Genomic DNA, 25,600 nt, shown 5'->3' with positions numbered 1-25,600 from the left:
GCTTCCGTCCAATGCCAGGGATCAAGAAACTTCAGGAGAGCGCCGTGACAGTTGTCCTTCCCACGCCAGCCCAATTGCGCAGTGTCGCCGACCAGTGCGGCCTTTCGCTGACCGACGACGATGTCGCCTCGTTCCGCGGCCTGATGCAGGGCTCGATCGAAGCCTACAATCTCGTCGGAGCCATGCCGGACGAGGTGCCGGAGGTCAAATATCCGCGCACGCCGGGCTATCGGCCCTCGCCGGAAGAGAACCCGCGCAACGCCTGGTATCGCAAGTCGACCGTGAAGGGTGCGGCGAGCGGCAAGCTCAAGGGCAAGACGGTCGCCCTGAAAGACAACATCATGCTCGCCGGCGTTCCCATGATGAACGGCTCGGCGACGCTCGAAGGTTACGTCCCCGATTTCGACGCCACCATCGTCACGCGCATGCTCGATGCCGGCGCCGAGATCGCCGGAAAAGTCCATTGCGAATCCTTCTGCATGTCCGGCGGCAGCCACACCAATGCGGTCGGCGCCGTCCACAATCCGCACAAGATGGGTTATTCGGCCGGCGGCTCGTCGTCAGGCTCAGGCGTCGTCGTCGCGCTCGGCGAGGTCGACATGGCGATCGGCGGCGACCAGGGTGGTTCGATCCGCATGCCGTCCTCGTTCTGCGGCACCTACGGCATGAAGCCGACCTGGGGCCTCGTGCCCTACACCGGCATTATGCCGATCGAGGTGTTCGTCGATCACACCGGCCCGATGACGGCGACCGTCGCCGACAACGCGCTGCTGCTGGAGGTGCTGGCCGGCGACGACGGCTACGATCCCCGCATCAAGGCACCCAAGGTCGAGGAGTACACCACGGCGCTCGGCCAGGGCGTCAAGGGCATGAAGATCGGCATCCTCAAGGAAGGCTTTGAGCAGGCGACGGCCGAAGCCGCCGTGAACGAGAGCGTGCGGGAGGCCGCGAAGCGTTTTAGGGATCTCGGCGCCACGGTCGAGACGGTTTCGATTCCGATGCATCTCGCCGGCCCCGCGATCTGGACGCCGATCGGCACCGAGGGCATGACCCAGACCATGATGTATGGCGACGGCTATGGTCTGTCCCGCTCCGACCTCTATTCGACCACGTTGATGGACTTCCATCGCGGCTGGCGGCGGCAGGCGGATTCCCTGTCCGAGACCACAAAGCTGTTCCTGCTGCTCGGCACCTACATCAACAATACTTTTGGTCCGCGCTATTACGGCAAGGCGCTCAACATCTCGCGACGCCTGACCGCGGCTTACGACAAGGCCTTCAAAGACTACGATTTGCTGCTGCTGCCGACCACGCCGATGAAGGCGACGAAGCTGCCGGAGCCCAACGCCAGCCGCGAGGACTATGTCGCGCGTGCGCTGGAGATGATCTCCAACACCGCGCCGTTCGACATCACCCATCACCCCGCGATGTCGCTGCCCTGCGGCATGGTCGACGGCCTGCCCGTCGGCCTGATGCTGGTCGGCCGCATGTTCGAGGAATCCACCATCTACCGCGCCGCCCACGCCTTCGAGCAGATCGGCGACTGGAAGAAGATGTGAGCGAGGGACCAATGCAGACGGGCGGACCAGAGCGTTTTCAAGCGAAGTGGATATCGGTTCGCGTCAAGAACACGCGTCAAAAAAAGAACGCATCATATGGCTAACGCGTTCGTCGCGGCGTTCGAGATCCTGAGCTTTGGCGCGATCATCGTCCTGATCGTGCTGGGGCTCGGGATCATCGCCAGCATGATGGGCATCTTCAACTTCGCGCAGGGCGAGTTCGTCCTGCTCGGGGCCTACATTACCTATCTCGCCTACGCCAAGGGCCTGCCGATCTGGGCCGGCATGGTCGCCGCGCCCTTCGTCGTCGGCGCGCTCGGCTTCGTGCTGGAGGCGCTGATCATCCGACGCTTCTACGCCGCCCCCATCGTCGCCATGCTCGGCACCTATGCGCTCGGCCTGATCATCCGCGAATCCGTGCGCGGCCTGATCGGCGGCTTCTATCTCACCGTGCCGGAGCCGATCGGCGGCTCGATCGATATCGGCGCCATGCACATCTCGGCCTGGCGCTTCACCATCATCGTCATCACGGCGCTGGTGATGGGCGGCTGTTATCTGCTGCTGGCGCGCACCAGCTTCGGCCTGCGCGTGCGCGCCACGCTGGAAAATCCGTCGCTGGCACGCGCCTCCGGAATCTCCACGCCGCTGATCTACGGCGCCACCTTTGCGTTCGGCGCGGCGCTTGCCGGCCTTGCCGGCGCGCTGATCGTCCCCGTGTTCAGCCTGTTCGCCGATCTCGGCCTGCGCTTCCTGATCCAGGGCTTTGTCGCGGTCATGGTCGGCGGCGTCGGCTCCTTCATCGGGCCGGTCGCAGGCGCCGGCGTCATCGGCACGCTCAGTGCCGCGCTCCCCTGGGTGATGGCGCCGGTCGTCGCCGATGTCCTCGTCTTCGTACTCGCCATCGTTTTCATCAAATTCCGGCCGCAAGGCCTCATCGCTGGAAAAGGGGTTTAGTCACATGTCCGATCGCACTCAGCTCTCCCGCCGCCGCTTCCTCTCGAATTTCGCCTTTGCCTCCGGGGCGGTCGCAACCGGCGTCGGCAGTTGGGTGATCCCGGCGCCCTGGGCCAATGCGGCCGAAGCCCCGATCAAGGTCGGCATCGCCACCGACCTCACCGGGCCGATCGCCTACGCCGGCAATGCCGACGCCAACGTCGCCAAGATGGTGATCAAGGAGATCAACGCCGGCGGCGGTCTGCTCGGCCGCCCGCTCGAGCTCTACATCGAGGACACCGCCTCGAACGAATCCGTCGCGGTGGGCAACGTCCGCAAGCTGATCCAGCGCGACAAGGTCGACATGGTGCTCGGCGGCATCACCTCGTCGATGCGCAACGCCATCAAGGACCCGATCGTCGCGCGCGGCAAGACGCTCTACATCTATCCGCAGCTCTACGAAGGCAAGGAGTGCACGCCCTATCTGTTCTGCACCGGGCCGACGCCCGCGCAGCAGTGCGACGAGTTCATTCCCTGGCTGATCAAGAACGGCGGCAAGAAGTTCGCGCTGCCGAGCGCCAACTACGTCTGGCCGCACACGCTCAACGTCTACGCCCGCAAGGTGATCGAGGCCAACGGCGGCGAGGTGGTGTTCGAGGAATATTATCCGCTCGACCAGGTCGATTTCTCCTCGACCGTCAACCGCATCATCTCCAACAAGGTCGACGTCGTCTTCAACACCGTCATCCCGCCTGGCGTCGGCCCGTTCTTCAAGCAGCTTTATGAAGCCGGCTTCCTGAAGAATGGCGGACGGCTGGCCTGCGTCTACTATGACGAGAACACGCTCAACATCAATCAGGCGGCCGAGATCGAGGGTCTCGCCAGCTGTCTCGATTATTTCAAGGTGCTGACCAAGGAGAACCCGTTCGACGCGAAAATCCAGGCGGCCTACGAGAAGGATTTCCCGGGCAACTTCCTGTTCGCCGCCGGCAGCGCCGCCACGGGCACCTATCGCGGGCTGAAGCTGTGGGAAGCCGCCGTCAAGGAAGCCGGCAAGATCGACCGCGAATCGGTCGCGGCGACGCTCGACCACGCCAAGATCGCCGAAGGCCCCGGCGGACCGGCCGAGATGGTGCCGGGCAAGCGGCATTGCAAGATGAAGATGTACACCGCGGTCGCCAAGGGCGGGAACTACGAGATCGTCGGACGCAGCGACGGCCTCGTCGATCCCAAGGAATGCTAGAGTCGAATGCCGAAAGCGATGGGCGCAGTGAAGCAGGCAGTCCCCGCCGAGATCGGCGGGGAACAGAACGTCGCCATGCTTGAACACGGATCAGCAGGAGTAACTGGTTCGCAGCGAAAAGTCCTGCCGATCGTGGAGGGCGTGGTGCTCGTCGCCGCGCTGCTCGCGCCGCTGGTGCTGCAGGACTACCTCACGGTGTTCGCAACGCGGGTGATCATTCTCGCGCTGTTCGCGCTGTCGTTCGATCTGGTGTGGGGCTATGCCGGCATCATGAGCTTCGGCCAGGCGCTGTTTTTCGGCTCGGCCGGCTATGGCGTGGCGCTGCTCGCGCGCGATCTCGACATCACCAACATCTTCCTGGTGCTCCCTGCGGGAACGCTGATCGGCCTCACCTTCGCGCTCCTGCTCGGTGGCTTCCTGCTGCTGGGACGGCATCCCTCCAGCGTGATCTTCGTCTCGCTGGGCACGCTGACCGGCTCCTACGCAGCCGACCGGCTGGCGCGCGGCTGGTACTATCTCGGCGGCCAGAACGGCATCCCCTCGATCTCGTCGATGACGCTCGGCAGTTACGAATTCTCGGAAGGGCCGCCGTTCTACTATCTCGTGCTTGGCCTTCTTGTCGTGGTCTACCTGCTTTGCCGTTTTCTGGTGCGCTCGCAGTTCGGGTTGGCGCTCGCGGGATTGCGCGAGAACGAGCAGCGCATCGCTTTCTTCGGCTACAAGGCGCAGCACCTCAAGGCGATCATCTTCGCGATCGGCGGCGCGGTGGCGGGTCTTGCCGGCAGCCTTTACGCCTTCCACGAAGGTTTCGTCTGGCCCAACATGGTCGGCGTCGTGGTCTCGACGCAGGTCGTGCTCTACGTCCTGTTCGGCGGTTCCGGCACGCTGATCGGCGCCGTCATCGGTGCCGTCATCGTCGAGGGCGTCAGCTTCTGGCTCTCGGACAATTACCGCGAGGTCTGGCCGATCATCCTCGGCGTGCTGCTGTTGCTCGTGATCCTGTTCCGGCCGCTCGGCCTGATCAGTTTCGTGCTCGGCGAGCGCGAGCGGGTCGGCAGCTTTGGTGGTAAATCCAGGAAGACCGGGAAGGAGAAGCGCGATGCCGCTCCTTGAAGCCACCGGCGTCAAGAAGATCTTCGGGAAGCTCACCGCGCTCGATGGCGCAGCGCTCACTGTCGGCGAGAACGAGTTTCACGGCCTGATCGGCCCGAACGGCTCCGGCAAGAGCACGCTGATGAAGTGCATTGCGGGCGCCGAGGTGCCGACGCAGGGCAAGGTGAGTTTCATCAACACCGACATCACCGCGTTCACGCCGACGGAGCGTGCCCGCGCCGGCATGAGCCTGAAATTCCAGATCACATCCGTACTGCCGACGCTGACGCTCTACGACAACATCCTGCTCGCGCTGCAGGCGCAATCCTCGCTGTTCGACCTCGTGTTCTCGCGCACGCGCGGGCTCCTGCACGATCAGGTCATGACCATGCTGACGCAGTTCCGCCTCGCTGATCGCGCCTTCGATGCGGCGGCGGCGCTGTCGCACGGACAGCAGCAATGGCTGGAGATCGCGATGGCGCTTGCCTGCAAGCCGAAGCTGCTGCTGCTGGACGAGCCGACCGGCGGCATGAGTCTGGAGGAGCGCCGCGTCACCGGCGAATTGCTGCAGCCGATCAAAAAGCATTGCTCGCTCGTCATCGTCGAGCACGACCTCGATTTCATCCGCGACATCTGCGATCGCCTCACCGTGCTCGACCAGGGCAAGGTGCTGGCGTCCGGCACGGTGTCGGAGATCCAGGCCAACAAGGCCGTTCAGGAGATCTATTTGCGCCGTGCCTGAATTTTTGGACATCAAGCATCTCGACGCCGGCTATGGCCGCAGCCAGGTCCTGTTCGACGTCAACCTCGGCATTCCCTGGCGCGGCGGTGTCGCCGTGCTGGGCCGTAACGGCGCCGGCAAGACCACGCTGATGAAGACCATCGTCGGCGAGCTGCCGGCGTGGAAGGGCGAGGTCGCCTTCGATGGCCGCGACATCAGCCGCCGCGCGACCCAGGAGCGCGTGCGCGCCGGCATCGGCTACGTACCGCAGGAGCATTCGGTGTTCGCGCGCCTGTCGGTGCGCGACAATCTCGCGGTCGGCTCGCTCGCGAGCAGAAAAGCTGACGCCGTTGACCACGTGCTGACCATCTTCCCAAAGCTCGGCCAGCGCCTCGACCAGCCGGCCGGCACGCTGTCAGGCGGCGAGCGCAAGATGCTCGCCATCGGCCGCGCCATGCTGGGCGATCCAAAGCTGCTTCTGCTCGATGAGCCGACCGAAGGCGTCTGGATCGGCGTGATCGAGGAGATCACCGAGCGCCTGATCGAGCTCGCGAAAACCATCGCCGTCATCATTGTCGAGCAGCACCTCGACCTCGCGCTCCGCGTCGCCGATTACGCCTACGTGCTGGACCGCGGCCGCGTCGCGCTGCAAGGCGAGGCAGGCGAGGTGAGGGGCAATCCGGAGCTGCTGCGGTATCTGGCGCCGTAAGGCGCGCGCGTGAAGCGCGTCGCTCTCACACCGACCTCGGCTGTCATGCCCCGCGAAGGCGGGGCATCCAGTACGCCGCAGCTTCTCGATCGATAAGGGGTGCCTCTGGAATACTGGATTCCCCGCCTTCGCGGGGAATGACGGCGTCAGGCTGGGATGGATCGGAGAGACTAAGCGGAGCGCAGGCCTACTTCACCGCTCCAAACCGGCTGTCGAACGAGTTCGACTGGACCACCGGAGCGGCACCCATGATCTGGGTCGCTTCACCCGCGCCATCCGACACCGAGGGCTTCAGCGTCGGGCGCGTCGCCGCAAGGCGGGTGTCGGGCTTCGCTGGTTCGGCGGGCTTGGCGACGGCAACAGCCGGCTTCGGCGCATCCTTCGCTGCATCCTTGGACTTGTCGTGTCCCGGCACGAACCGGGTCACCGCGGCCTTCAGTCGGGACGCCGCGGTCGGCGGCGTCGTGGTCGTCGCGGCCGGGGCGACGGATGCCGTGGCTTGCGGCGGCGGCGTGGTCGCCGTCGCGTCGGCGTTGCCCACGCCCATCTTGCGGCCGAGGTTGGAGAAGAAGCCGGATTTCTCGGGCGGCGCTGCGGTGGCGACGCGGGCGTTGGCGGCGGGCGCGCTGACGGCGACGACCGGCTCTTCCTGCGGCGAGGGCGCGGCTGCATCGAGATTCGGCTTCGGCGGATTGACGTGCCCGGGGATCGTGCCCGGCGCCTTCGCCATCGCCAGCATCTGCAAGGTCGTGCCTTCGGCGCCCTCCGACAGACCGGTCGAGCCTTCCGGAATCTTCGCGGCGAAGATCTTGTTCATGCCGCCGTCGATGCCGGTGTTCATGCGCGCAACGGGCGTGCCGCGCGAAACCAGCTTGCTGTACTCCGCCTGGTCGCGCGCATCCTTCTCGCGCACGGCGCTGGCGATCTCCTCGGGGATCACATAGGCCGGGCACTTTGCGGACGCGTCGAACACCGGATCACGCTTGGCGTCGGCCGGCTTCGCCGCGTCGAACACGTACTTCTTCTCGCAGAAATCGACCTTCGGCTCCTGCCGCGTTACCTCGAAATGATCATAGCCTTCCTTGATCATCTTCCAGAACGGCATGTTCGGATTGTTCCGGTGCTTGGCCATGTTCACCGGCGTCATCTTGAACGGATAGGCCTGCAGCTGGAACGCCTTCTGACCGCCGAAGAAAGATTCGCGCCCGAGCGAATAGATCTCGGCGATCTGCTCGTCCGTCATCGCGTAGCAGCCGCGCGACGAACAATCGCCATGCACCATCAGCTGCGAGCCGCTGCGGCCCAAGGCCTTGTCGAACGCGTTCGGATAGCCCGTGTTGAACGACAAATAGTACGCGGACTGCGGATTCATCTGGCCCGGATTGATCGAGTAGAATCCTTCCGGCGCCTGGCGGTCGCCTTCGCGCACCTTCGGGCCGAGGTCGCCCGACCAGCGACAGATCGGATAGGTCTTGAGCAGCGCGAACTGGCCGTTGCGGGTCTGCTTCCAGACCTCGAGCTCGGCCTCCTGCTTGAACAGCCGCACCAGGATCGGGGATTGCAGGTCCATGTTCTTCTCGACCATCGCGGCGAGAAGTTTTGGCGGCACCGGCTGGTTGGCCTTGGCATTGGTCGCAAGCGAAACCTGGTCGGTGTCGCAGCCGGCCAGCACAAAGCTGGCGGCAAGCGCCGCCGAAACCAGAAACGCGCGAGCAAGCGAACGAGAAATCAAGATGGACCCCACACCGTCCAGGGCATCGCGCGCAAACCCCAATCTTGAAGCATGATCCGACCGGAGACCCGGACCCGTCGCGACGGGCTTTTTCGCAATCACGCTCCAGCGCTTATGCCCTGAAGCCATTGATTAAAATTCTAACCTCTGGGTCATGTGGTCGCAACCCGAACGGGGATCACGAGCCCGTTGGCCCAAAGGCGTGGTCAACGAAGACTTAAACTGGGCCGTAACTTGGGCCTCGCGGCCAAACCGGTACAGAGATCGCTGATTTGGGCAAAAAAAGGGTTAACGCGGGGTTACCGGGGGCTCTTCACCTCCCCCCGCAAGCGGGGGAGGGAGCGCACCGCCGCTGCGGGCCCCAAACCGCCCGAATCAGCCCAGTTTCCGGCCGATATCGAGGAATTTCTGCCGCCGATGCTTGCGGATAGCGTGCCCGTCGAGGCCTCGCAGCTCATCAAAGGCCTTGGCGATGGCATCGCCCGTGGTGGCGATCATGGCGGCGGGGTCGCGATGGGCGCCGCCGACCGGCTCCTTCAGGATGCTGTCGATCACGCCGAAGCGGAGCATGTCCTGGGCCGTGATCTTCATGTTGTTGGCGGCTTCCTGCGCCTTGGAGCCGTCGCGCCAGAGGATCGAGGACGCTGCCTCGGGCGAGATCACGCTGTAGATCGCGTGCTCCAGCATCAGGACCTTGTTGGCGGTGGTGATGGCGATGGCGCCGCCCGACATGCCCTCGCCGGTGATGATGGCGACGTTCGGCACGGTCAGCGCCATGCAGGCATCGGTCGAGCGCGCGATCGCCTCGGCCTGGCCGCGCTCTTCCGCGCCGATGCCGGGATAGGCGCCGGCGGAATCGGCGAGCGACAGCACCGGCAGGCCGAACCGCTCGGCCATCTCCATCAGCCGCACGCATTTGCGATAGCCCTCGGGCCGCGCCATGCCGAAATTATGCTTGATGCGGCTCTCGGTGGAATCGCCCTTTTCCTGGCCCATCACGCAGATGGCCTCGCCGCGGAAGCGGCCGAAGCCGGCCACCAGCGCCTCGTCCTCGCCGAACTTGCGATCGCCGGCGAGCGGGGTGAACTCGGTGATCAGGCCCTTGATGAAGTCGTTGAAATGCGGCCGCTGCGGATGCCGCGCGACCAGCGTCTTCTGCCACGGCGTCAGGTTCAGATAGAGGTCGGCCATCGCCTGCGCCGCCTTGTCCTCGATCCGCCCGATCTCCTCGGCGATGTCGCTGCCGGAGGCCGCAAGCGTCCGCAATTCATCGAGCTTGGAATCGAGCTCGGCGACGGGCTTTTCGAAATCGAGATAGCTGCGCATCTGGTCTGGCATCAACTCAATATAGGGAGAACGGGGCGAGGCGGCGAAGCGGATTCGATGTCGCGGAAAGAAGTGTAGGTTTGTCAATGAGTTGGCTTGTGTACTCGCTGGGAGTACCGGCCAAATCAATCGTAAGGCCCCGGCTCTTTCTGCGGAGATGTGGCCGAAGTCAAGGCGGTTTCGGGTCGTGACCCGTACCGTAGCCCGGATGAGCGAAGCGATATCCGGGGCAGGTCGCCCCGATCGTCAATCCCGGATGTCGCTTCGCTCATCCGGGCTACTGCAGCTACGGCACCAACTACTTCTCCGCCAGCGGGTGCAGGTCGCGGACCAGGCTCTTCAGCCGCTCCTCGACCACGTGGGTGTAGATCTGGGTCGTCGAGATGTCGGTATGGCCGAGCAGCGTCTGCACGATGCGCAAGTCGGCCCCGTTGTGCAGCAGGTGGCTGGCGAAGGCGTGGCGCAGCACGTGGGGGGAGACCAGCCGGGCCTGCAGCCCTGAAGCGACCGCAAGCTCCTTCAAATCGCGGGCAAAATGCTGCCGCGTCAGATGCCCGCTCTCGCCGAACGAGGGGAACAACCATTTCGAGGCCGCCACGCTGTTCTTCTTGTCGGACTTGTTGTTGTCCTTGGCGGCCTCCGTCGCCGCGAGATAATCGGCCATCGCCTGGCGTGAGGCCTCGTTGAGCGGCACCAGCCGTTCCTTGTTGCCCTTGCCGCGCACCACGATCATGCGGGCGTCGCGCTTCGCGGCCGTGCGCGGCAGCGCCACCAGCTCGGAGACGCGCAGGCCAGTGGCGTAGAGCACCTCGAGCAGACAATAGAGTCTCAGGGCGCGCAGCCGTTTCGAGGGCGAGGCAGCCTCCGCCTCGCTCAATTCCTTGGCGCGGCGGAGCATGCGGTCGACATCCGCGATCGACAGCACCTTCGGCAGGCCGCGGCCGCGCTTCGGGCCCGACAGGATCGCCGCGGGATCGTCGGTTCTGATGCGTTCGTTCAGAAGGAAGCGATAGAGATGCCGCATCGCCGACAGCCGTCGCGCGACGCTGGTGGACTTGAAGCCGCGCGTGTCGAGATCGGCGAGATAGTCCCGCAGCGTCTGTGTTTCCGCGTCCGCGAATGCATGGCCGACGCGGCCGAGAAACTCGGAGAAGTCGGTGAGGTCGCGGCGGTAGGCATCGAGCGTATTGGGGCCGGCGCCCTGTTCCGCCGCAAGCATGTCGAGGAACAGGCCGGTGAGTTTTGTATCTGAGGGCTTGTTATCGGAAGGTCTGGCACGCATGCCCGGCAGCCTAGCTGCTATTTCTTGAGAAACTTATCCGGCGGGATCGTCACCGTCATTTCCCGCGGCTTGGGATTGACGAAGTTCGCCAGCGCGAAGACCACGCCATAGACGATGCCGGCGATCACGGCGACGACCGTCAGGAAGCGGAACAGGCTGGGCATCGGCAGGATCTCGGAGAGGGTCTCGGTCAGGGGCTTGGCGGGCAAATTAACCAATGAAATCATCCAACACGTTCGCCGTTTCGAGGCAAGAGTCCTCTGGCGAGGGCCCCTGCGGGGTCGTATAGGTGGCCAAAGGATGCCGCCTTTGGCGGCAGATCGAGCGAGACCCAATCGAGCGAGACCGATGCCCGACGCCGCGTTGCCGATCCAAGCCTCGCCCGAGGCCGACATCCTGTCGGCGCTGGGGACGCGCTCGATCGTGCTCGTCGGCATGATGGGGGTGGGCAAATCCACCATCGGCCGCCGCATGGCTCTCCGGCTCAAGCTGCCCTTCGTCGATGCCGACACCGAGATCGAGGCGGCGGCCGGCATGACCATACCGGAAATTTTCGAGCGCCACGGCGAGCCGCATTTCCGTGACGGCGAGGCCCGCGTGATCGCGCGTCTGCTCGACGGCGGCCCCATCGTGCTGGCGACCGGCGGCGGCGCCTTCATGCGCGAGGAGACGCGGGGCCGTATCGCGGCGAAGGCGATCTCGATCTGGCTCAAGGCCGATCATGACGTCATCATGCGCCGCGTGCGCCGGCGCGCCGACCGTCCGCTGCTCCAGACCGCCGATCCCGAAGGGACCGTGACGCGCCTGCTCACCGAGCGCGAGCCGGTCTACGGCCATGCCGACCTCACCATCGCCTCGCGCGACGTGCCGCACGACAGAATCGTCGACGAGACCATCGAGACGCTACGCGCGCATCTTTGCGGCGAACGGGCGTCCCCGCCACCAGCCGACGTCGCGAGTGCCGCACGATGACCGCGCCCTTGAAACATTCCAATCCTGTCAACGTCGAGGTCGCACTGGAGAATCGCGCCTATGACATCGTCATCGGCCGCGGCGTGCTGGCTTCGCTCGGCGAACGCGTCGCGCGCCTGCGCCCCGGCGTGCGCACCGCGATCGTGACGGATCGCACCGTCGCGAAATACTGGCTCGAACCCGCCGAGGCTTCGCTCGCAGCCAGCGGCATTGCGACATCGCGCATCGTCGTCGAGGAAGGTGAGATCTCGAAGACCTATGCCGGTCTCGAAAAGGTCAGCGAAGCCCTGATCGCCGCGAAGATCGAGCGCAATGATCTCGTAATCGCGCTCGGCGGCGGCGTGGTCGGCGATCTCGCCGGCTTTGCCGCGGCAATCCTGCGCCGCGGCGTCGATTTCGTGCAGGTGCCGACCTCGCTGCTGGCGCAGGTCGATTCCTCCGTCGGCGGCAAGACCGGCATCAACTCGCCGCAGGGCAAGAATCTGCTCGGCGCCTTCCACCAGCCGGTGCTGGTGATCGCCGACACCGCCGTGCTCGACACGCTGTCGCCCCGGCAATTCCGCGCCGGCTATGCCGAGGTCGCCAAATACGGCGTGCTCGGGGACGAGGCCTTCTTCGCCTGGCTCGAGAAGAACCATTCCGACATCTCCAAAGGCGGCTCGGCGCGCGAGCATGCGATCGCGACCTCCTGCCGGGCCAAGGCCGGCGTGGTCTCGCGCGACGAGCGCGAGACCGGCGAGCGCGCGCTGCTCAATCTCGGCCATACGTTCGGCCATGCGCTGGAAGCCGCGACCGGCTTCTCCGACCGCCTGTTTCACGGCGAGGGCGTTTCGATCGGCATGACGCTGGCGGCGCAGTTTTCGGCGAAGCTCGGCATGATCGGCGAAGCGGATGCGACGCGCGTCGAGCGTCACCTCGTTGAGGCCGGCCTGCCGACGCGCTTGCAGGACATCGCGGGCTTCGCGCAGGAGGGGCTTGCCGATGCCGACGCGCTGATGGCTCTGATGGCGCAGGACAAGAAGGTCGAGCGCGGCAGGCTCACCTTCATCCTGCTGGAGGCTGTTGGGCGCGCCGTCGTCGTGAAGAACGTGGAGCCGGCTCCGGTGCGCGACTTCCTCAAGGACAAGCTCGCCCACAAGGCGTGACACGCGGTTGAACGGCGCTAAAGCGTTTTCGAGCGAAGTGGGTACCGGTTCGCGTCAAGAAAACGCGTCAGAACAAGAAACCAGAGTGGTTCATGGATTGGCTCGGATTCACCATCGTCATTCTCTGCCTGCTCGTCTCCGGCTTCTTCGCCGCGAGCGAGACCGCGCTGACCGGCGCCTCGCGCGCCAGCATGCTGCGGCTCTCCAAGCAGGGTAATCGCGACGCCGACGTGGTCTCGCAACTGCTCGACATGCGCGAGCGCCTGATCGGCGCGCTGCTGCTCGGCAACAACATCGCCAATATCAGTGCATCCGCCCTGGCCACCAGCATCTTCACGGCCTGGTTCGGCGACGTCGGCGTGCTCTATGCCACCGGCTTGATGACCGCGCTGGTCGTGATCTTCGCCGAGGTGCTGCCCAAGACCATCGCGATCAACGCGCCCGATCGCATGGCGCTGGCGGTGGCGCGCCCGATGCGGCTGACGATGTACGTGCTGGGGCCGCTGCTGCGGATCGTGGAAGTCATCGTGCGGCTGTTGATGCGCCTGTTTGGCCTTGCCGGCGAGCACCAGGCGATCCTGTCGCCGACCGAGCGCCTGCGCGGCGCGGTCGACCTGCTGCATCATGAAGGCAAGTTTGAGAAGCACGACCGCGACATGCTCGGCGGGCTGCTCGATCTGCGCGAGCTCCAGGTCTCCGACGTCATGATCCATCGCACCGAGATGACGATGATCAACGCCGACCTGCCGCCGGAGGATCTGGTGCGCGAGGTGCTGGCGGCCGAATACACTCGCATCCCGCTGTGGCGCGAGAAGCCGGAAAACATCATCGGCGTGCTCCATGCCAAGGATTTGCTGCGGGCGATCCGCGCGGCCGATGGCGAGACCTCGCGCATCGATGTCTCCACCATCGCGCTGCCGCCGTGGTTCGTGCCGGAGATGCGGCCCGTCTCCGAGCAGCTCAAGGCGTTCCGCCGCCGCAAGACCCATTTCGCCCTGGTCGTCGACGAGTACGGCGAAGTTGAAGGGCTCGTGACGCTGGAAGACATTCTGGAAGAGATCGTCGGCGACATCTCCGACGAGCACGACGTCGTGGTCGCGGGCGTGCGCGCCCAGCCGGACGGCTCGGTCGTCGTCGACGGCTCGGTGCCGATCCGCGACCTCAACCGCGCCATGGACTGGCACCTGCCTGACGAAGAGGCAACGACGGTCGCCGGCCTCGTCATTCACGAGGCGCGCTCGATCCCCGACCGCGGCCAGAGTTTCACCTTTCACGGCTTCCGCTTCCGCGTCCTCCGTCGCGAACGCAACCGCATCACCGCGCTCCGTATTTCCCCGGTGCCGCGCGAGACGGAGATGGAGGAAGCCAAGCGGCGACGAGCCGGGACGTCGTTTTAGGATTCGCATGACCCTGTTGCCCCTCATGGTGAGGAGCGCCGCAAGGCGCGTCTCGAACCATGCAGGCCAGGATGCCGCAGCGGGGGCCTGCATCCTTCGAGACGCGCGCAAGTGCACGCTCCTCAGGATGAGGAGAAATGGCGCCGTCTGACGCTCGAATTGGCGAGCTAGCTCCCGCCTTCTCCCGGCGCTTGCGCGTGGATCGCCAGCGCGTGCACGCTGCCGGAGAGTTCCGCGGCGAGCGCCGAATTTATCATGCGGTGGCGATCGACCCGGCTCTTCCCTTTGAAGGCGGAAGACACAATATAAACGCGGAAGTGCGTCTCGCCGCTCGGCCGATGGCCGGCGTGGCCCTCATGCAAATGTGACTCGTCCACGACTTGCAGGCTTTCCGGCGTGAAAGCTTCCTGCAACTTGTTGCTGATAGTGTCTCTGATGGCCATCTGGGTCATTACGGTGCGAGATCGCTCTCCGTATTGCATAGGCCGCCTCTGGCGGTCGTTCAAGGACGCCTCAGCATAGTTTCGGCTATGCTTTTCAGCTAATTGCAATGTCAAGACTTGAAGGTTTTTGCATTGCGTAGTCAAAGTCAGCCATGCCGATCGATTCATCAAAGTTCTTCGACTCCATCCGGATCAAGCCGAAAGGCAAGCAGCCGGAAGTGAAGCCGCGCGATGCCGTGGTCAATTGCGAATGGACCGGGTGTCAGAACAAGGGCGCGCATCGTGCGCCCAAGGGTCGCGACAATCAGCGTGAGTACTGGCACTTCTGCCTGAACCACGTGCGCGAGTACAACCAGAACTACAATTTCTTCTCCGGCATGAATGCCGACGCCGTCGCGCGCTATCAGAAGGATGCGCTGACCGGTCATCGCCCGACCTGGAAGATGGGCGCCAATGGCGGCGTCAAGAAAGGCGCGGAAGCCGAGATCGACGGCGCCTTCGATCCGTTCAGCATGTTCCAGGAGCTCAACGGCCGCACCGGCTGGCGCGCCGGTCCGCAGGCCGCGCCCAAGGCCGAGACGCGCAAGATCATGAACGCCGAGCGCAAGGCGCTCCAGGTGATGGGCCTTGGCCCGGAGTCCACGCTCGCCGACGTCAAGTCCAAGTACAAGGCGCTGGTGAAGCAGCACCACCCCGATGCCAACGGTGGCGACCGCTCCACCGAGGACCGTCTGATCGAAATCATCAAGGCGTATAATTATCTGAAGACCGTGGTGCGCGAGGCCTGAGGCCGCGCCACTGTCTTCCCTTCTCCCCTTGTGGGAGAAGGTGGCGCGAAGCGCCGGATGAGGGGTTGCTTCCTCAAATTCCAATGCAAGGGATTGTGCGGGGAGAGAACCCCTCACCCGTCTCGCCGCTGCGCGGCGAGCCACCCTCTCCCACAAGGGGAGAGGGAAAGACGCCGTTCCATCCGGGCTCCTTCATCACGCCTCCGGCATCGCCCCCACATATGACGAACTCGGCCGGATCAGCCGCCCGGTCCGCTGCTGCTCGCGCGCATGCGCGGTCCAGCCGGCGGCGCGCGCCACCGCGAAGATCGGCGTGAAGGCCTGCCTCGGGATCGCCAGCGCATCGAGCAGGATCGCGGTGAAGAACTCGACATTGGTCTCCAGCGGCCGGTCCGGATTCTTCTTGCGCAAGGCGCTGCGGATATAGGCTTCGACCTCGCCGGCAAACGGCAGGTCGGCGCCGTCCGAGGCCAGCGCCTCGATCGCGGTCTTGAGCACGTCGGCGCGCGGATCGCGCACGCGATAGACGCGGTGGCCAAAACCCATCATGCGCTCGCCGCGGGCGAGTGCTGCGTCCACCCAGGGCTGGATGCGTTCGCGCGAGCCGATCGCGTCGAGCATTTCCAGCACCGGTTCCGGCGCGCCGCCATGCAACGGACCCGTCAGCGCGCAATAGCCGGCGGTGACGGCGGCAAACAGGTCAGCCTGCGTCGAGGCCACCACGCGCGCGGTGAAGGTCGAGGCGTTCATGCCGTGGTCGCTGGCGGTGACGAGATAGGCGTCCAGCGCCGTGACCTCGCGTGGTTCAGGCGCGCGTCCATGCAGCATGCGAAGCGTATCGGCGGCATGGCTCGCGTTCGGATCGGGCGCCACGGGATCGAGACACCTGGCGCGGCGGACGAGCGCGCCCGCAATCACCGGGAATGCGCCGACGATCGTCGCCTCATGGGCGAGGCCGTGCTCGGCGCGAAGTCCCGCGACCGCCGCGCGAAACCCGTCGACGACGCCCATGCCGCGCGTTGCGGGCAGCAGCTCGTCCAGCCGCGCGAAGGCGCGCTCGCGTGCGGCGCCCAGGCTCGCGCGCACATTGGCTTCGCTCAGCGTGGTCATGCTGGCGCCGTTCCAGAGCCGGGTGGTGACGCCTTCAAAGCTCGACTGCCTGGCGAGGGTGCCTACATGCTCGCCGGCGATGATCAACTCGCCGCGCTCGCCGTCGACGTGGCTCAGCACGGTTTCGGCCGCGGGAACGCCGTCCAGCCCGATCTGGCTTTTGGTGAGGTGGATGTTCATGGCCCAAATCTCCTTTGCACCAGTGAAAGGTCGGGCTTCTCGACAGATTGATCAATCTTGATTATATAAATCAATATGAAGAATTCCGAGGGGCTTTACCTCTCCGCCCGGGAAGCCGCCGCCGAGCTCGCGATCTCGCCGGCCACGCTCTACGCCTATGTCAGTCGCGGCCTGGTCCGCTCCGAGCCGACGCCGGACTCGCGCAAGAACCGCTATCGCGCCGAGGACGTCCGGGCCCTGAAGGAGCGCCGGGTGCCGTCGCCGGAGCCGCGCGGCCTGCGCAGTTTCGATGCCGATCTGCCGGTCATGGACACGGAGATCTCCACCATCACCGAGGACGGCGCGATCTATCGCGGCGTCAATTGCGTCGATCTCGCCGAGCATGACACGCTGGAGCACACGGCGACGCTTCTGTGGGACGTTTCCGGCGTCGATCCGTTCGCGCCGGATAATCAGCCCGCGATATCCGAGGAGATGCGCGCGATCGCACAGGCCGCGCGCCGGGCGGCACCGATCGATCGCGCCATTGCCGTGCTGGCGCTCGCATCGAGCGCCGATCCCCGCGCGTTCACGCGTGCGCCGGATGGCCGCGCCATGGTCGGTGCGCGCATCGTCCGGCTTCTGGTCGCGACCATGCTCAACACGGAGCCGTCCGCCGAGCCACTGCACCAGCAGATCGCGAGGGCCTGGGCGCCCGACAACAAGCACGCGGCCGATCTGATCCGCCGCGCGCTGGTGCTGCTCGCCGAGCATGAATTGAACGCGTCCACCTTCACGGCGCGCTGCGCGGCCTCGACCGGCCTCAATCTTTATGACTCCGTCATCGCCGGCCTCGCCGCGCTGAAGGGACCGAAGCACGGCGGCGCCGGCGTGCTCGCCTCGCAGCTCGTCAAGGCGCTGGTGGATCGTGACGTCGAGCCGATGGTCCGCGAACGCGTCGCGCTCGGCGAACGCTTTGCCGGCTTCGGTCACGGCGTCTACAAGCGGGGCGATCGGCGCGCGCAGTCGCTGCTGAATGCCCTGGCCCGCACCGGCGCACCGCGAAAATTCACCAAGGAGGTGCCGGAGCGGATCGCGGAGGCGACCGGCGAGCTCGTCAATATCGACTACGCGCTCGCGGTGCTCGTGCACGCGTTGCGCCTGCCTGGAGGCAGCGAGCTCGCGTTGTTCGCGATGGCCCGCAGCGTCGGCTGGATCGCTCATGCGAGCGAGCAGCTACAGCACGGCAAGCTGATCAGGCCGCGGGCAAGGTATGTCGGGCCTGCGCCGGGGCGGAGGGCCGGGGTTGCCGATTAGAAATTTCGCTAGGACGACGCAGAGAGAGGTCTATCCCCGCGGCTTCGCCACCGCCACACCGCCGCCGTTCCGGCGGCGATAGATCCAGACCGCCAGGCCCAGCACGATCGCGACGCCGACCACGGTCAGGATCCAGATGTGCTTGCCGACATGTCCATGGTGGTGCAGCCCGGCATATTCGTGCAGCACCGACACCGCCAAAACACCCGGCAGCACATGCGCCGGCGCCCAGACCAGGATCGCCGGGATGTTGATGGCATAGAAGCGGGCCGGGGGCATGCCCAGCGCGCCCGCGGTGACCGGGACGAAGGCACGGATCGGCGGCACGAAGCGGGCGAAGAACACCGCCCAGGTGCCGAAGCGGTGGAAGAAATTCTCGCTCTGCTCGACCACGCGTGGATAATTGGTCAGCGGCCAGGTGTTGAGGATCTCCCGTTGCTGCCGGTGGCCGATCCAGTAGGCCGAACCGTCGCCGAGCACTGCGCCGAGCGCCGCCGCCAGCAACACCCATTGCAGCCTAAGCTCGCCGCCCGGGACCAAGGCGCTTAGCGCCAGGATGATGGTCGAGCCGGGGATCACCGACCCCACCACCGGAACCGCCTCCAGCAGGGCCGCCAGGAACAGGGTCAGATAGGCCAGCCACGCATGGGCCGAGACGAAGGAAATGAGGGGATCGAGAAAGGACGTCACGTCGTCTCTGTGGTGGGATTGGGCTTTGGGGTTGGGACCCTACATTCGGACCCTACATAAGTAACGAGCGGCGGTAAAAGTGCCACCCGCGTGGGCAGGACCGCGCCCTTGGCACGAAATTCAGGCGTGATTCGCAGGGCAGCCTTCCAAAAATCGCGTTCCTTGCCTATCTAAATGAAAAGACAACGGAACTTTGATTGGGGGGCGGGCTTCTGCCCGCACGTTGTCTCTGATAGGTTCGCGATCGCACCCAGCCGCAGCCAACGTGCAATAACTGGTCACGGGATCGCCCGGGACCTCGGAGGATTGATGACGACCGCCGCGATGTCCAAAGTTGAGGGAGTTTCCGGTTTGCCCGACATGAAGGTGTCGGTGCGCCAGGTGTTCGGGATCGACAGCGATCTCGAAGTCCCAGCCTATTCCGAAGTCGATCCTCACGTGCCCGAAGTCGATTCCGATTACCGCTTCGATCGCGCCACCACGCTCGCCATTCTCGCCGGCTTCGCCCACAACCGCCGCGTCATGGTCACGGGCTATCACGGCACCGGCAAATCCACCCATATCGAGCAGGTCGCCGCGCGGCTGAACTGGCCCTGCGTGCGCGTCAATCTCGACAGCCACATCAGCCGTATCGACCTGGTCGGCAAGGACTCGATCGTAGTCCGCGACGGCAAGCAGGTCACCGAATTCCGCGACGGCATCCTGCCCTGGGCGCTCCAGCACAACATCGCGCTGGTGTTCGACGAATACGACGCCGGCCGCCCGGACGTGATGTTCGTGATCCAGCGCGTGCTGGAGGTCTCCGGCCGCCTGACGCTGCTCGACCAGAACAAGGTGATCAAGCCGCACCCGTCGTTCCGCATGTTTTCGACCGCCAATACCGTCGGCCTCGGCGACACCTCGGGCCTCTATCACGGCACCCAGCAGATCAACCAGGGCCAGATGGATCGCTGGTCGATCGTCACCACGCTGAACTATCTCGCCCATGACGAGGAAGTGGAGATCGTGCTGGCCAAGGCCAAGCACTATCGCACCCAGGAGGGCCGCGACATCGTCAACAAGATGGTTCGCCTCGCCGATCTCACCCGCAACGCCTTCGCCAATGGCGATCTGTCGACGGTGATGAGCCCGCGCACGGTGATCACCTGGGCGGAGAACGCCGACATCTTCAGCGATATCGGCTTCGCCTTCCGCGTCACCTTCCTCAACAAGTGCGACGAGCTCGAACGTCCTCTCGTCGCCGAGTTCTACCAGCGCTGCTTCAACGCGGAGCTGCCGGAATCGGCGGTGAACGTGGCGCTCAGCTGATCGCGATGTGTCGTCCCGGCCGAGTGCGCAATTGCGCATGGGGGCCGGGACCCATGCCGCGAGGTCTCTCGGTGAAGCGACGCTGATAGTTTTCCCTGACGCAATAACCGTCGGTGGCTATGGATCCCGGCCTTCGCCGGGACGACGGTGAGATCGAGATGAGCACCACCTCCAACTCCAAATTCCGCAACACCAAGGAAGCCCCGACCGAGCCGTTCAAGCGCTCGGTGGCCTCCTGTCTGAAGGCGATCGCCAAGGCGCCCGAGCTCGACGTCAGCTTCGCCGCCGAGCGTCCCGGGCTCGCGCCGGGCAAGGCGCGGCTTCCCGAGCCCGCGCGAAAAATGACCAGGCGGGATGCCGCGATCGTGCGCGGCCATGCCGATTCCATCGCACTCAAGCTCGCCTGTCATGATCCAAAGGTGCATCGCAAGCTGATGCCGGGCAATCCGCAGGCGCGCGGCGTGTTCGAGGCGGTGGAGCAGGCCCGTGTCGAGGCGATCGGCGCGCGGCGCATGGCGGGCGTTGCGAAAAACCTCACCGCGATGCTCGACGACCATTTCCATCGCGGCAAGTTCGACGAGATCACCGATCGCGCCGACGCGCCGCTCGCCGACGCGCTGGCGATGCTGGTGCGCGAACGCCTGACCGGCATGGCGCCGCCCACGGCCGCCAAGAAGATGGTCGATCTCTGGCGTCCCATCCTCGAAGACAAGATCGGCAGGCGGCTCGACCGGCTCGATACCGTGGTCGAGGACCAGACCAGGTTCGGCGATGCCGTGCATGATCTGCTGACGGCGCTCGAAATCGGCGACGAGCGCAGCGCCGACAGCGAAGACAATGACGAGAACGACGAGAACCAGGACGGCGACAACGATCAGTCCGGCGCCGAGGGCTCGCCCGATTCCGACGCCGCGCAGGAGATGAGCGCCGACCAGGCGCAGGCATCGAGCGAGGAGATGAGCGAGAGCGCGATGGAAAGCGCGCAGGCCTCGACCTCCGACACCTTCGACGACGGCGAGCTCGGCGACGACGAGACACCGGGCGAGGCGACGCGGCCGAATTCGCACGGCAAGAACGAGCCGCGCGGGCCGGAATATCACGCGTTCGCGCCGAAGTTCGACGAGGTCATCGCCGCCGAGGACCTCTGCGACCATGACGAGCTGGAGCGGCTGCGCGCCTATCTCGACAAGCAGCTCGCGCATCTGCAGGGCATCGTCGCCCGTCTCGCCAACCGCCTCCAGAGGCGCTTGATGGCGCAGCAGAACCGCGCCTGGGAGTTCGATCTCGAAGAGGGCATTCTGGACCCCGCGCGGCTGTCGCGCGTGGTGACCGATCCCTATCACCCGCTGTCCTTCATGCACGAGAAGGAGGCGACGTTCCGCGACACCGTGGTGACGCTGCTGCTCGACAATTCCGGCTCGATGCGCGGGCGCCCGATCACGGTCGCGGCGACCTGCGCCGACATCCTCGCCCGTACGCTGGAGCGTTGCGGCGTCAAGGTCGAGATTCTCGGCTTCACGACGCGCGCCTGGAAGGGCGGGCAATCGCGTGAGGCGTGGCTTGCCGCCGGCAAGCCGGCCAGTCCCGGCCGCCTCAACGATCTCCGCCACATCATCTACAAATCCGCCGACGCGCCTTGGCGCCGTGCGCGGAAGAATCTCGGCCTGATGATGCGCGAGGGGCTGTTGAAGGAGAATATCGACGGCGAGGCGCTGGACTGGGCGCACAAGCGCCTGCTCGGCCGGCCCGAGCAGCGCAAGATCCTGATGATGATCTCGGACGGCGCGCCGGTCGACGATTCCACGCTGTCGGTCAATCCCGGCAACTACCTCGAGCGGCACCTGCGCCACATCATCGAGGAGATCGAGACCCGCTCGCCGGTCGAGCTGATCGCGATCGGCATCGGCCATGACGTGACCCGCTATTATCGCCGCGCGGTGACGATCGTGGACGCCGAAGAGCTCGGCGGCGCCATCACTGAAAAGCTCGCCGAACTGTTCAGCGAGACCAACACCGCGCCCACGCAACCGGCCGGTCGCCCGCGACGCAAACTGCATTCGTGAGCAACCATCGATCCCGCCGCAGCTTTATCGGCCACGCGGCGGCGGGATTTTCCACTCTCGCACTGTCTCGCCTGGCGCAGGCACAGCCTGCGCCGAAGCCGGCGCTCATCGAGCACGCCGTCGCCGCGCCCGTCGGAATCGAGGTCAACGCGCGGCCGATCCCCAATTTCGAGCCGCGCGACCGCGCGCGCACGCGGTTCGGTTCGCTGGACTATCGCGGCGGCCTGGTGCTGACCTCGCCGCATCGCGGCTTCGGCGGCCTGTCCGGCTTCCGGTTTCTCGACAGCAAAGGCGAGCGCTTCCTCGCGATCTCCGACCAGGGCACCTGGTTCACCGGTCGCATCCGCTATTCCGGGCGGAGCATGACCGGTCTCGACGACGTCGAGGCCGCGCCGGTGCTCAATGCGGAGGGGCGACCGATCACGGAGAAGCGGCTGTGGTACGACACCGAGTCGCTCGCGCGTGACGGCGACCTCGTCTATGTCGGGCTCGAGCGCGTCAACCAGATCATGCGATTCGATTTTTCGAAGGGCGGCACGCGCGCCCGTGGCGAGGTGCTGCCGACCCCGCCGGCGGTGCGCAAACTGCCCTATAACAAGGGGCTCGAGGCGCTGGTGTTTGTCCCCAAAGGGCAGCCGCTCGCGGGCACCTTGATCGCGCTGTCGGAAGGCGGCTTCGATGCCGACGGCAATCTGATCGGCTTCTTGATCGGCGGTCCGACGCCGGGCCAGTTCAGCATTCGCCGCACCGACCAGCAGCTCATCAGCGACGCCGTGCTGCTGCCCTCGGGCGATCTCCTGATCCTCGAACGCAAATTTTCCTGGTTCACCGGCGTCGACATCCGCATCCGTGCGATCCCCCTGAAATCGATCGCGCCTGGCGCATTGGTCGACGGCCCCGTGCTGTTCAAGGCCGATCTCGGCCACGAGATCGACAACATGGAAGGCATCGACGCCCACGTCACGCCCGAGGGCGAGACCGTGCTGACGCTGGTGTCCGACGATAATTTCTCGATGCTCCAGCGCACCCTGCTGCTGCAGTTCGCGCTGGTGGAGTAGGGCGGCGCGGCCGCAATGCATGACGCTACGGGCCGCCATTCCCCCCGCGCGGCTGGCAATCCGCGTTTCCCTCACTACACTCCCCTGCATAGCCCTCCCTCCCTTTCGGAACTCCCCCGCATGAGCGCCCTGTTTTCCCCGATCGAGCTGCGCGGTCTGAATTTGAAGAACCGCATCGTGGTGTCGCCGATGTGCCAATATTCGGCCGAGGACGGCGTTCCCACCGACTGGCACTTCACCCACATCAACAATCTCAGCCTGTCGGGCGCGGCGATGTTCTGCATCGAGGCGACCCATGTCGAGGCGATCGGCCGCATCACGCCGGGCTGCCTCGGGCTCTACAGCGATGCCGCCGAGGCCGCGCTGAAGCAGATCCTCACGTCGGTGCGGAAACATTCTTCGACCGCGGTCGCGATGCAGCTCGCGCATGCCGGCCGCAAAGCCTCGAGCGCGCGGCCCTGGGACGGCGGCCAGTTGATCCCGCAGGACCAGGGCGGCTGGCAGACGGTGGCGCCGTCGGCGCTGCCGCACAAGGAGGGCGAGGCCGCGCCGCTGGCGCTCGATGCCGCCGGCCTCAAGCGCATCCGCGACGCCTTCGTCGATGCGGCGAAACGCGCCGATCGCATCGGCATCGACGCCATCGAGCTGCACGGCGCGCACGGCTATCTGCTGCATCAGTTCCTGTCGCCGATCTCGAACAAGCGCACCGACGAGTATGGCGGCTCGCTCGAGAACCGCATGCGCTTCCCGCTGGAGGTGTACGACGCGGTCCGCGCGGTGTTCCCGCACGACAAGCCGGTCGGCATGCGGGTGTCGTCGACCGACTGGGTCGAGGGCGGCTGGGATCTGGCGCAGACGATCGAGTTCGCCAAGGCGCTGAAGGCGCGCGGCGTCGACTGGATCGATGCCTCCTCCGGCGGCGTCTCGCCGCTGCAGAAGATCGCGCTCGGCCCCGGCTACCAGGTGCAGTTTGCCGAGGCCATCAAGCGCGAGACGGGTTTGCCCACCATCGCCGTCGGCCTCATCACGGAGCCGAAGCAGGCCGAAGACATCGTCGCATCCGGCAAGGCCGACATGGTCGCGCTCGCCCGCGGCTTGCTCTATGACCCGCGCTGGGCCTGGCACGCCGCAGCCGAACTTGGCGGCGAGGTCGAAGCACCCCCGCAATATTGGCGCTCGCAGCCCTCGACCCAGAAGGCGCTGTTCGGCAAGACGACGTTCGGGGCGCGGTAGGCTCTTCACCCTGCGGCCATCCTTCGAGACGCCCGCCTTTGGCGGGCCCTCAGGATGAGGACGGAGTGCGCGGCAGCGCTTTCGAATGGGCAAAGATGCCGCTCAGCCTCATCCTGAGGAGACCGCAAAGCGGTCGTCTCGAAGGACGAGGCGCTTGCGCCCCTCACGCATCCGTAACGCGTCTCACCTTCCACCTCACTTAAATCTGGCCTAACCTCGCGCGCGTCCAACTCCTCGCGGAGGCCCGCCATGCGGTTTCGTATCCGGAAAGCTGCCCACGTCATCGAGCGCGTGGGGCTTGCGATGGCGGGCGCGGCGTGCGGGCTGTTTGTCGGCGCTTATGTGGGATCCGCGATACCCGCGCTCACCACCGAGGGCTTCCTGCTGCTGATGATGGTGCTGGGCTTCGTCGGCTTCTATCTCGGCATCGACACGCCGCAGCTGCCGTTCGACGAGGCCCATGGCGACATCGACGCCGCGGAACTGTTGAGCGCCGCCGGCACGCTCTGCGCCACGCTCACCGCGCTCGCCTCCGTCGCCATCATCGTGCTCCGCCTCGAGCCGCACATCGCGTGGAGCTGGTTCGCCCTGTTCGGCTGGATCGCGGGCGTCGCGATGCAGATCGTCGCGGGGGCGAAGGCGCGGATGCGGAAGTAGGTTTCTTCCTTCTCCCCTTGTGGGAGAAGGTGGCGCGAAGCGCCGGATGAGGGGTCTCTCTCCGCAGATCCGACTGTGAGAGATGTACCCGCGGAGAGAGACCCCTCACCCGTCTCGCCGCTCTGCGGCGAGCCACCCTCTCCCACAAGGGGAGAGGGTGATCAAGCTGACGTCTCGCTTCCCCTAAAACACGACGCCCACTTTCGTGCCGCGCTTCCACGCCACGCGGCAGCGTTTCTTGGTGTTCACATGCAGCAGCTCGAAGCGATCGGGAATCTTCACCTGCCCGCCGAGATCGACGCAGGCCCCGCCCGGCGAATAGTCGATCAGCGTGCAGGGAATCACCGGCGCGCGCGGGTCGGTGATGATCTTGGCCTGGCGGGACACCAGGCCCGCAGGTTTGACGCGGGCATGTCGTCGCGGATGCATTGGCACTCTCCTCCAATTTCCGCGGATGGCGCGGGTGGTCTGGGAGATGATGCCAAGGAGTTGATTCGATCCGGCTAAGGCGGGGCGGAGAATTTTAATGAAAAGTGTCGGCGAATGGAGAAAGCGGCGGTAGCGGGGTGCTGTGGCTGTATCTCCGCGTCGTCCTGGCGAAAGCCAGGAGGTGGATTCACACTCGAAGTGCAACAGTTGAGAGGAGAAGGCCTCTGCCGGGGT

Annotated in this window: 24 protein-coding genes; 16 read left to right on the top strand and 8 right to left on the bottom strand. The window is 65.5% G+C overall.

Features of this window, described 5'->3' with window-relative positions:
• The first annotated feature begins 44 nt into the window (after nucleotides 1-44).
• From AC0L20_RS30925 to AC0L20_RS30900, 6 genes are all read left to right on the top strand, one after another.
• Entirely contained in the window at nucleotides 45-1,559 is a 1,515-nt protein-coding gene (locus tag AC0L20_RS30925; protein ID WP_473294364.1) for an amidase, read from the top strand.
• Between the two features lie 96 nt (nucleotides 1,560-1,655).
• Complete coding sequence (locus tag AC0L20_RS30920) at nucleotides 1,656-2,513, top strand: branched-chain amino acid ABC transporter permease (RefSeq protein WP_063992465.1); 858 nt, start codon at nucleotides 1,656-1,658, stop codon at nucleotides 2,511-2,513.
• A 4-nt stretch (nucleotides 2,514-2,517) separates the two neighbouring features.
• Nucleotides 2,518-3,735, top strand: coding sequence for a substrate-binding protein (locus tag AC0L20_RS30915; RefSeq protein WP_007599205.1), 1,218 nt, complete (start codon nucleotides 2,518-2,520; stop codon nucleotides 3,733-3,735).
• Between the two features lie 6 nt (nucleotides 3,736-3,741).
• On the top strand, nucleotides 3,742-4,848 hold the full coding sequence (locus AC0L20_RS30910) for a branched-chain amino acid ABC transporter permease (RefSeq protein WP_473294363.1): 1,107 nt from the start codon (nucleotides 3,742-3,744) through the stop codon (nucleotides 4,846-4,848).
• The gene (locus tag AC0L20_RS30905; RefSeq protein ID WP_473294362.1) at nucleotides 4,835-5,569 is read left to right on the top strand and encodes an ABC transporter ATP-binding protein; all 735 of its coding nucleotides are present in this window, start codon (nucleotides 4,835-4,837) and stop codon (nucleotides 5,567-5,569) included. The genes AC0L20_RS30910 and AC0L20_RS30905 overlap by 14 nt, the downstream gene beginning before the upstream one ends.
• On the top strand, nucleotides 5,562-6,257 hold the full coding sequence (locus AC0L20_RS30900; protein WP_007599215.1) for a branched-chain amino acid ABC transporter ATP-binding protein: 696 nt from the start codon (nucleotides 5,562-5,564) through the stop codon (nucleotides 6,255-6,257). The genes AC0L20_RS30905 and AC0L20_RS30900 overlap by 8 nt, the downstream gene beginning before the upstream one ends.
• A gap of 187 nt (nucleotides 6,258-6,444) precedes the next feature.
• Here the strand turns inward: AC0L20_RS30900 and AC0L20_RS30895 are convergent, their stop codons facing one another.
• From AC0L20_RS30895 to AC0L20_RS30880, 4 genes are all read right to left on the bottom strand, one after another.
• Nucleotides 6,445-7,989 (bottom strand): L,D-transpeptidase family protein, encoded by a 1,545-nt coding sequence (locus tag AC0L20_RS30895; protein ID WP_473294361.1) that lies wholly within the window; start codon nucleotides 7,987-7,989, stop codon nucleotides 6,445-6,447.
• Between the two features lie 375 nt (nucleotides 7,990-8,364).
• Nucleotides 8,365-9,327 (bottom strand): acetyl-CoA carboxylase carboxyltransferase subunit alpha, encoded by a 963-nt coding sequence (locus tag AC0L20_RS30890; RefSeq protein WP_473294360.1) that lies wholly within the window; start codon nucleotides 9,325-9,327, stop codon nucleotides 8,365-8,367.
• Between the two features lie 286 nt (nucleotides 9,328-9,613).
• Nucleotides 9,614-10,597 (bottom strand): site-specific tyrosine recombinase XerD, encoded by a 984-nt coding sequence (gene xerD, locus AC0L20_RS30885; RefSeq protein WP_473294359.1) that lies wholly within the window; start codon nucleotides 10,595-10,597, stop codon nucleotides 9,614-9,616.
• 17 nt (nucleotides 10,598-10,614) lie between these two features.
• A complete protein-coding gene (locus tag AC0L20_RS30880; RefSeq protein ID WP_035669499.1) occupies nucleotides 10,615-10,761 on the bottom strand; it encodes a hypothetical protein in 147 nt (48 codons plus the stop codon).
• A gap of 184 nt (nucleotides 10,762-10,945) precedes the next feature.
• Here AC0L20_RS30880 and AC0L20_RS30875 point away from each other — a divergent pair, with 184 nt between their 5' ends.
• From AC0L20_RS30875 to AC0L20_RS30865, 3 genes are all read left to right on the top strand, one after another.
• Nucleotides 10,946-11,569 (top strand): shikimate kinase, encoded by a 624-nt coding sequence (locus AC0L20_RS30875; protein WP_456766657.1) that lies wholly within the window; start codon nucleotides 10,946-10,948, stop codon nucleotides 11,567-11,569.
• Nucleotides 11,566-12,714 carry a 3-dehydroquinate synthase gene (gene aroB, locus AC0L20_RS30870; RefSeq protein WP_473294358.1) on the top strand — a complete coding sequence of 383 codons (1,149 nt, stop codon included), beginning with the start codon at nucleotides 11,566-11,568 and terminating at the stop codon, nucleotides 12,712-12,714. Before AC0L20_RS30875 ends, aroB begins: the two co-directional genes overlap by 4 nt.
• 92 nt (nucleotides 12,715-12,806) lie before the next feature.
• A complete protein-coding gene (locus tag AC0L20_RS30865) occupies nucleotides 12,807-14,111 on the top strand; it encodes an HlyC/CorC family transporter (RefSeq protein ID WP_007599226.1) in 1,305 nt (434 codons plus the stop codon).
• Between the two features lie 167 nt (nucleotides 14,112-14,278).
• Here the strand turns inward: AC0L20_RS30865 and AC0L20_RS30860 are convergent, their stop codons facing one another.
• The gene (locus tag AC0L20_RS30860) at nucleotides 14,279-14,554 is read right to left on the bottom strand and encodes a BolA family protein (RefSeq protein WP_026232423.1); all 276 of its coding nucleotides are present in this window, start codon (nucleotides 14,552-14,554) and stop codon (nucleotides 14,279-14,281) included.
• Nucleotides 14,555-14,706: 152 nt separating this feature from the next.
• Between AC0L20_RS30860 and AC0L20_RS30855 the strand changes: the two genes are divergently transcribed.
• Nucleotides 14,707-15,342 (top strand): J domain-containing protein, encoded by a 636-nt coding sequence (locus tag AC0L20_RS30855; protein WP_027515160.1) that lies wholly within the window; start codon nucleotides 14,707-14,709, stop codon nucleotides 15,340-15,342.
• Between the two features lie 195 nt (nucleotides 15,343-15,537).
• On the opposite strand, the gene AC0L20_RS30850 is transcribed toward AC0L20_RS30855, so the two are convergent.
• Nucleotides 15,538-16,632, bottom strand: a complete 1,095-nt coding sequence (locus tag AC0L20_RS30850; RefSeq protein ID WP_473294356.1) for a citrate synthase/methylcitrate synthase — start codon at nucleotides 16,630-16,632, stop codon at nucleotides 15,538-15,540.
• 75 nt (nucleotides 16,633-16,707) lie between these two features.
• Between AC0L20_RS30850 and AC0L20_RS30845 the strand changes: the two genes are divergently transcribed.
• Entirely contained in the window at nucleotides 16,708-17,928 is a 1,221-nt protein-coding gene (locus tag AC0L20_RS30845; protein ID WP_473294355.1) for a citrate synthase, read from the top strand.
• Between the two features lie 30 nt (nucleotides 17,929-17,958).
• Here the strand turns inward: AC0L20_RS30845 and AC0L20_RS30840 are convergent, their stop codons facing one another.
• Entirely contained in the window at nucleotides 17,959-18,618 is a 660-nt protein-coding gene (locus tag AC0L20_RS30840; RefSeq protein ID WP_473294353.1) for a DedA family protein, read from the bottom strand.
• Nucleotides 18,619-18,927: 309 nt separating this feature from the next.
• Between AC0L20_RS30840 and cobS the strand changes: the two genes are divergently transcribed.
• The 5 genes from cobS (at nucleotide 18,928) to AC0L20_RS30815 (ending at nucleotide 24,937) form a co-directional block, all read left to right on the top strand.
• Nucleotides 18,928-19,926 carry a cobaltochelatase subunit CobS gene (cobS, locus tag AC0L20_RS30835; protein ID WP_473294352.1) on the top strand — a complete coding sequence of 333 codons (999 nt, stop codon included), beginning with the start codon at nucleotides 18,928-18,930 and terminating at the stop codon, nucleotides 19,924-19,926.
• Nucleotides 19,927-20,084: 158 nt separating this feature from the next.
• Entirely contained in the window at nucleotides 20,085-21,989 is a 1,905-nt protein-coding gene (cobT, locus tag AC0L20_RS30830; protein WP_027567980.1) for a cobaltochelatase subunit CobT, read from the top strand.
• Complete coding sequence (locus tag AC0L20_RS30825; RefSeq protein ID WP_473294351.1) at nucleotides 21,986-23,047, top strand: esterase-like activity of phytase family protein; 1,062 nt, start codon at nucleotides 21,986-21,988, stop codon at nucleotides 23,045-23,047. Before cobT ends, AC0L20_RS30825 begins: the two co-directional genes overlap by 4 nt.
• Before the next feature lie 120 nt (nucleotides 23,048-23,167).
• Nucleotides 23,168-24,280 carry an NADH:flavin oxidoreductase/NADH oxidase gene (locus AC0L20_RS30820; protein WP_473294350.1) on the top strand — a complete coding sequence of 371 codons (1,113 nt, stop codon included), beginning with the start codon at nucleotides 23,168-23,170 and terminating at the stop codon, nucleotides 24,278-24,280.
• A 249-nt stretch (nucleotides 24,281-24,529) separates the two neighbouring features.
• Nucleotides 24,530-24,937 (top strand): hypothetical protein, encoded by a 408-nt coding sequence (locus tag AC0L20_RS30815; protein ID WP_456766647.1) that lies wholly within the window; start codon nucleotides 24,530-24,532, stop codon nucleotides 24,935-24,937.
• Between the two features lie 183 nt (nucleotides 24,938-25,120).
• On the opposite strand, the gene AC0L20_RS30810 is transcribed toward AC0L20_RS30815, so the two are convergent.
• Complete coding sequence (locus tag AC0L20_RS30810) at nucleotides 25,121-25,366, bottom strand: PilZ domain-containing protein (RefSeq protein WP_007599245.1); 246 nt, start codon at nucleotides 25,364-25,366, stop codon at nucleotides 25,121-25,123.
• Between the last annotated feature and the right edge of the window lie 234 nt (nucleotides 25,367-25,600).

The organism is Bradyrhizobium sp. Kon58 (assembly GCF_055807455.1).
Note: the sequence above shows the minus strand (reverse complement) of the source record. Positions and strands in the feature narration are given on the sequence as shown.

What these genes read in the sequence shown, in the direction of transcription:
- AC0L20_RS30865 (WP_007599226.1), top strand. Translation starts at nt 12,807, where the DNA reads ATGGATTGGCTCGGATTCACCATCGTCATTCTCTGCCTGCTCGTCTCC.
- AC0L20_RS30845 (WP_473294355.1), top strand. Translation starts at nt 16,708, where the DNA reads ATGAAGAATTCCGAGGGGCTTTACCTCTCCGCCCGGGAAGCCGCCGCC.
- AC0L20_RS30855 (WP_027515160.1), top strand. Translation starts at nt 14,707, where the DNA reads ATGCCGATCGATTCATCAAAGTTCTTCGACTCCATCCGGATCAAGCCG.
- AC0L20_RS30880 (WP_035669499.1), bottom strand. Translation starts at nt 10,761, where the DNA reads ATGCCCAGCCTGTTCCGCTTCCTGACGGTCGTCGCCGTGATCGCCGGC.
- AC0L20_RS30920 (WP_063992465.1), top strand. Translation starts at nt 1,656, where the DNA reads ATGGCTAACGCGTTCGTCGCGGCGTTCGAGATCCTGAGCTTTGGCGCG.
- AC0L20_RS30875 (WP_456766657.1), top strand. Translation starts at nt 10,946, where the DNA reads ATGCCCGACGCCGCGTTGCCGATCCAAGCCTCGCCCGAGGCCGACATC.
- AC0L20_RS30905 (WP_473294362.1), top strand. Translation starts at nt 4,835, where the DNA reads ATGCCGCTCCTTGAAGCCACCGGCGTCAAGAAGATCTTCGGGAAGCTC.
- cobS (WP_473294352.1), top strand. Translation starts at nt 18,928, where the DNA reads ATGACGACCGCCGCGATGTCCAAAGTTGAGGGAGTTTCCGGTTTGCCC.
- AC0L20_RS30915 (WP_007599205.1), top strand. Translation starts at nt 2,518, where the DNA reads ATGTCCGATCGCACTCAGCTCTCCCGCCGCCGCTTCCTCTCGAATTTC.
- AC0L20_RS30910 (WP_473294363.1), top strand. Translation starts at nt 3,742, where the DNA reads ATGCCGAAAGCGATGGGCGCAGTGAAGCAGGCAGTCCCCGCCGAGATC.
- cobT (WP_027567980.1), top strand. Translation starts at nt 20,085, where the DNA reads ATGAGCACCACCTCCAACTCCAAATTCCGCAACACCAAGGAAGCCCCG.
- AC0L20_RS30860 (WP_026232423.1), bottom strand. Translation starts at nt 14,554, where the DNA reads ATGGCCATCAGAGACACTATCAGCAACAAGTTGCAGGAAGCTTTCACG.
- aroB (WP_473294358.1), top strand. Translation starts at nt 11,566, where the DNA reads ATGACCGCGCCCTTGAAACATTCCAATCCTGTCAACGTCGAGGTCGCA.
- xerD (WP_473294359.1), bottom strand. Translation starts at nt 10,597, where the DNA reads ATGCGTGCCAGACCTTCCGATAACAAGCCCTCAGATACAAAACTCACC.
- AC0L20_RS30810 (WP_007599245.1), bottom strand. Translation starts at nt 25,366, where the DNA reads ATGCATCCGCGACGACATGCCCGCGTCAAACCTGCGGGCCTGGTGTCC.
- AC0L20_RS30890 (WP_473294360.1), bottom strand. Translation starts at nt 9,327, where the DNA reads ATGCCAGACCAGATGCGCAGCTATCTCGATTTCGAAAAGCCCGTCGCC.
- AC0L20_RS30815 (WP_456766647.1), top strand. Translation starts at nt 24,530, where the DNA reads ATGCGGTTTCGTATCCGGAAAGCTGCCCACGTCATCGAGCGCGTGGGG.
- AC0L20_RS30850 (WP_473294356.1), bottom strand. Translation starts at nt 16,632, where the DNA reads ATGAACATCCACCTCACCAAAAGCCAGATCGGGCTGGACGGCGTTCCC.
- AC0L20_RS30820 (WP_473294350.1), top strand. Translation starts at nt 23,168, where the DNA reads ATGAGCGCCCTGTTTTCCCCGATCGAGCTGCGCGGTCTGAATTTGAAG.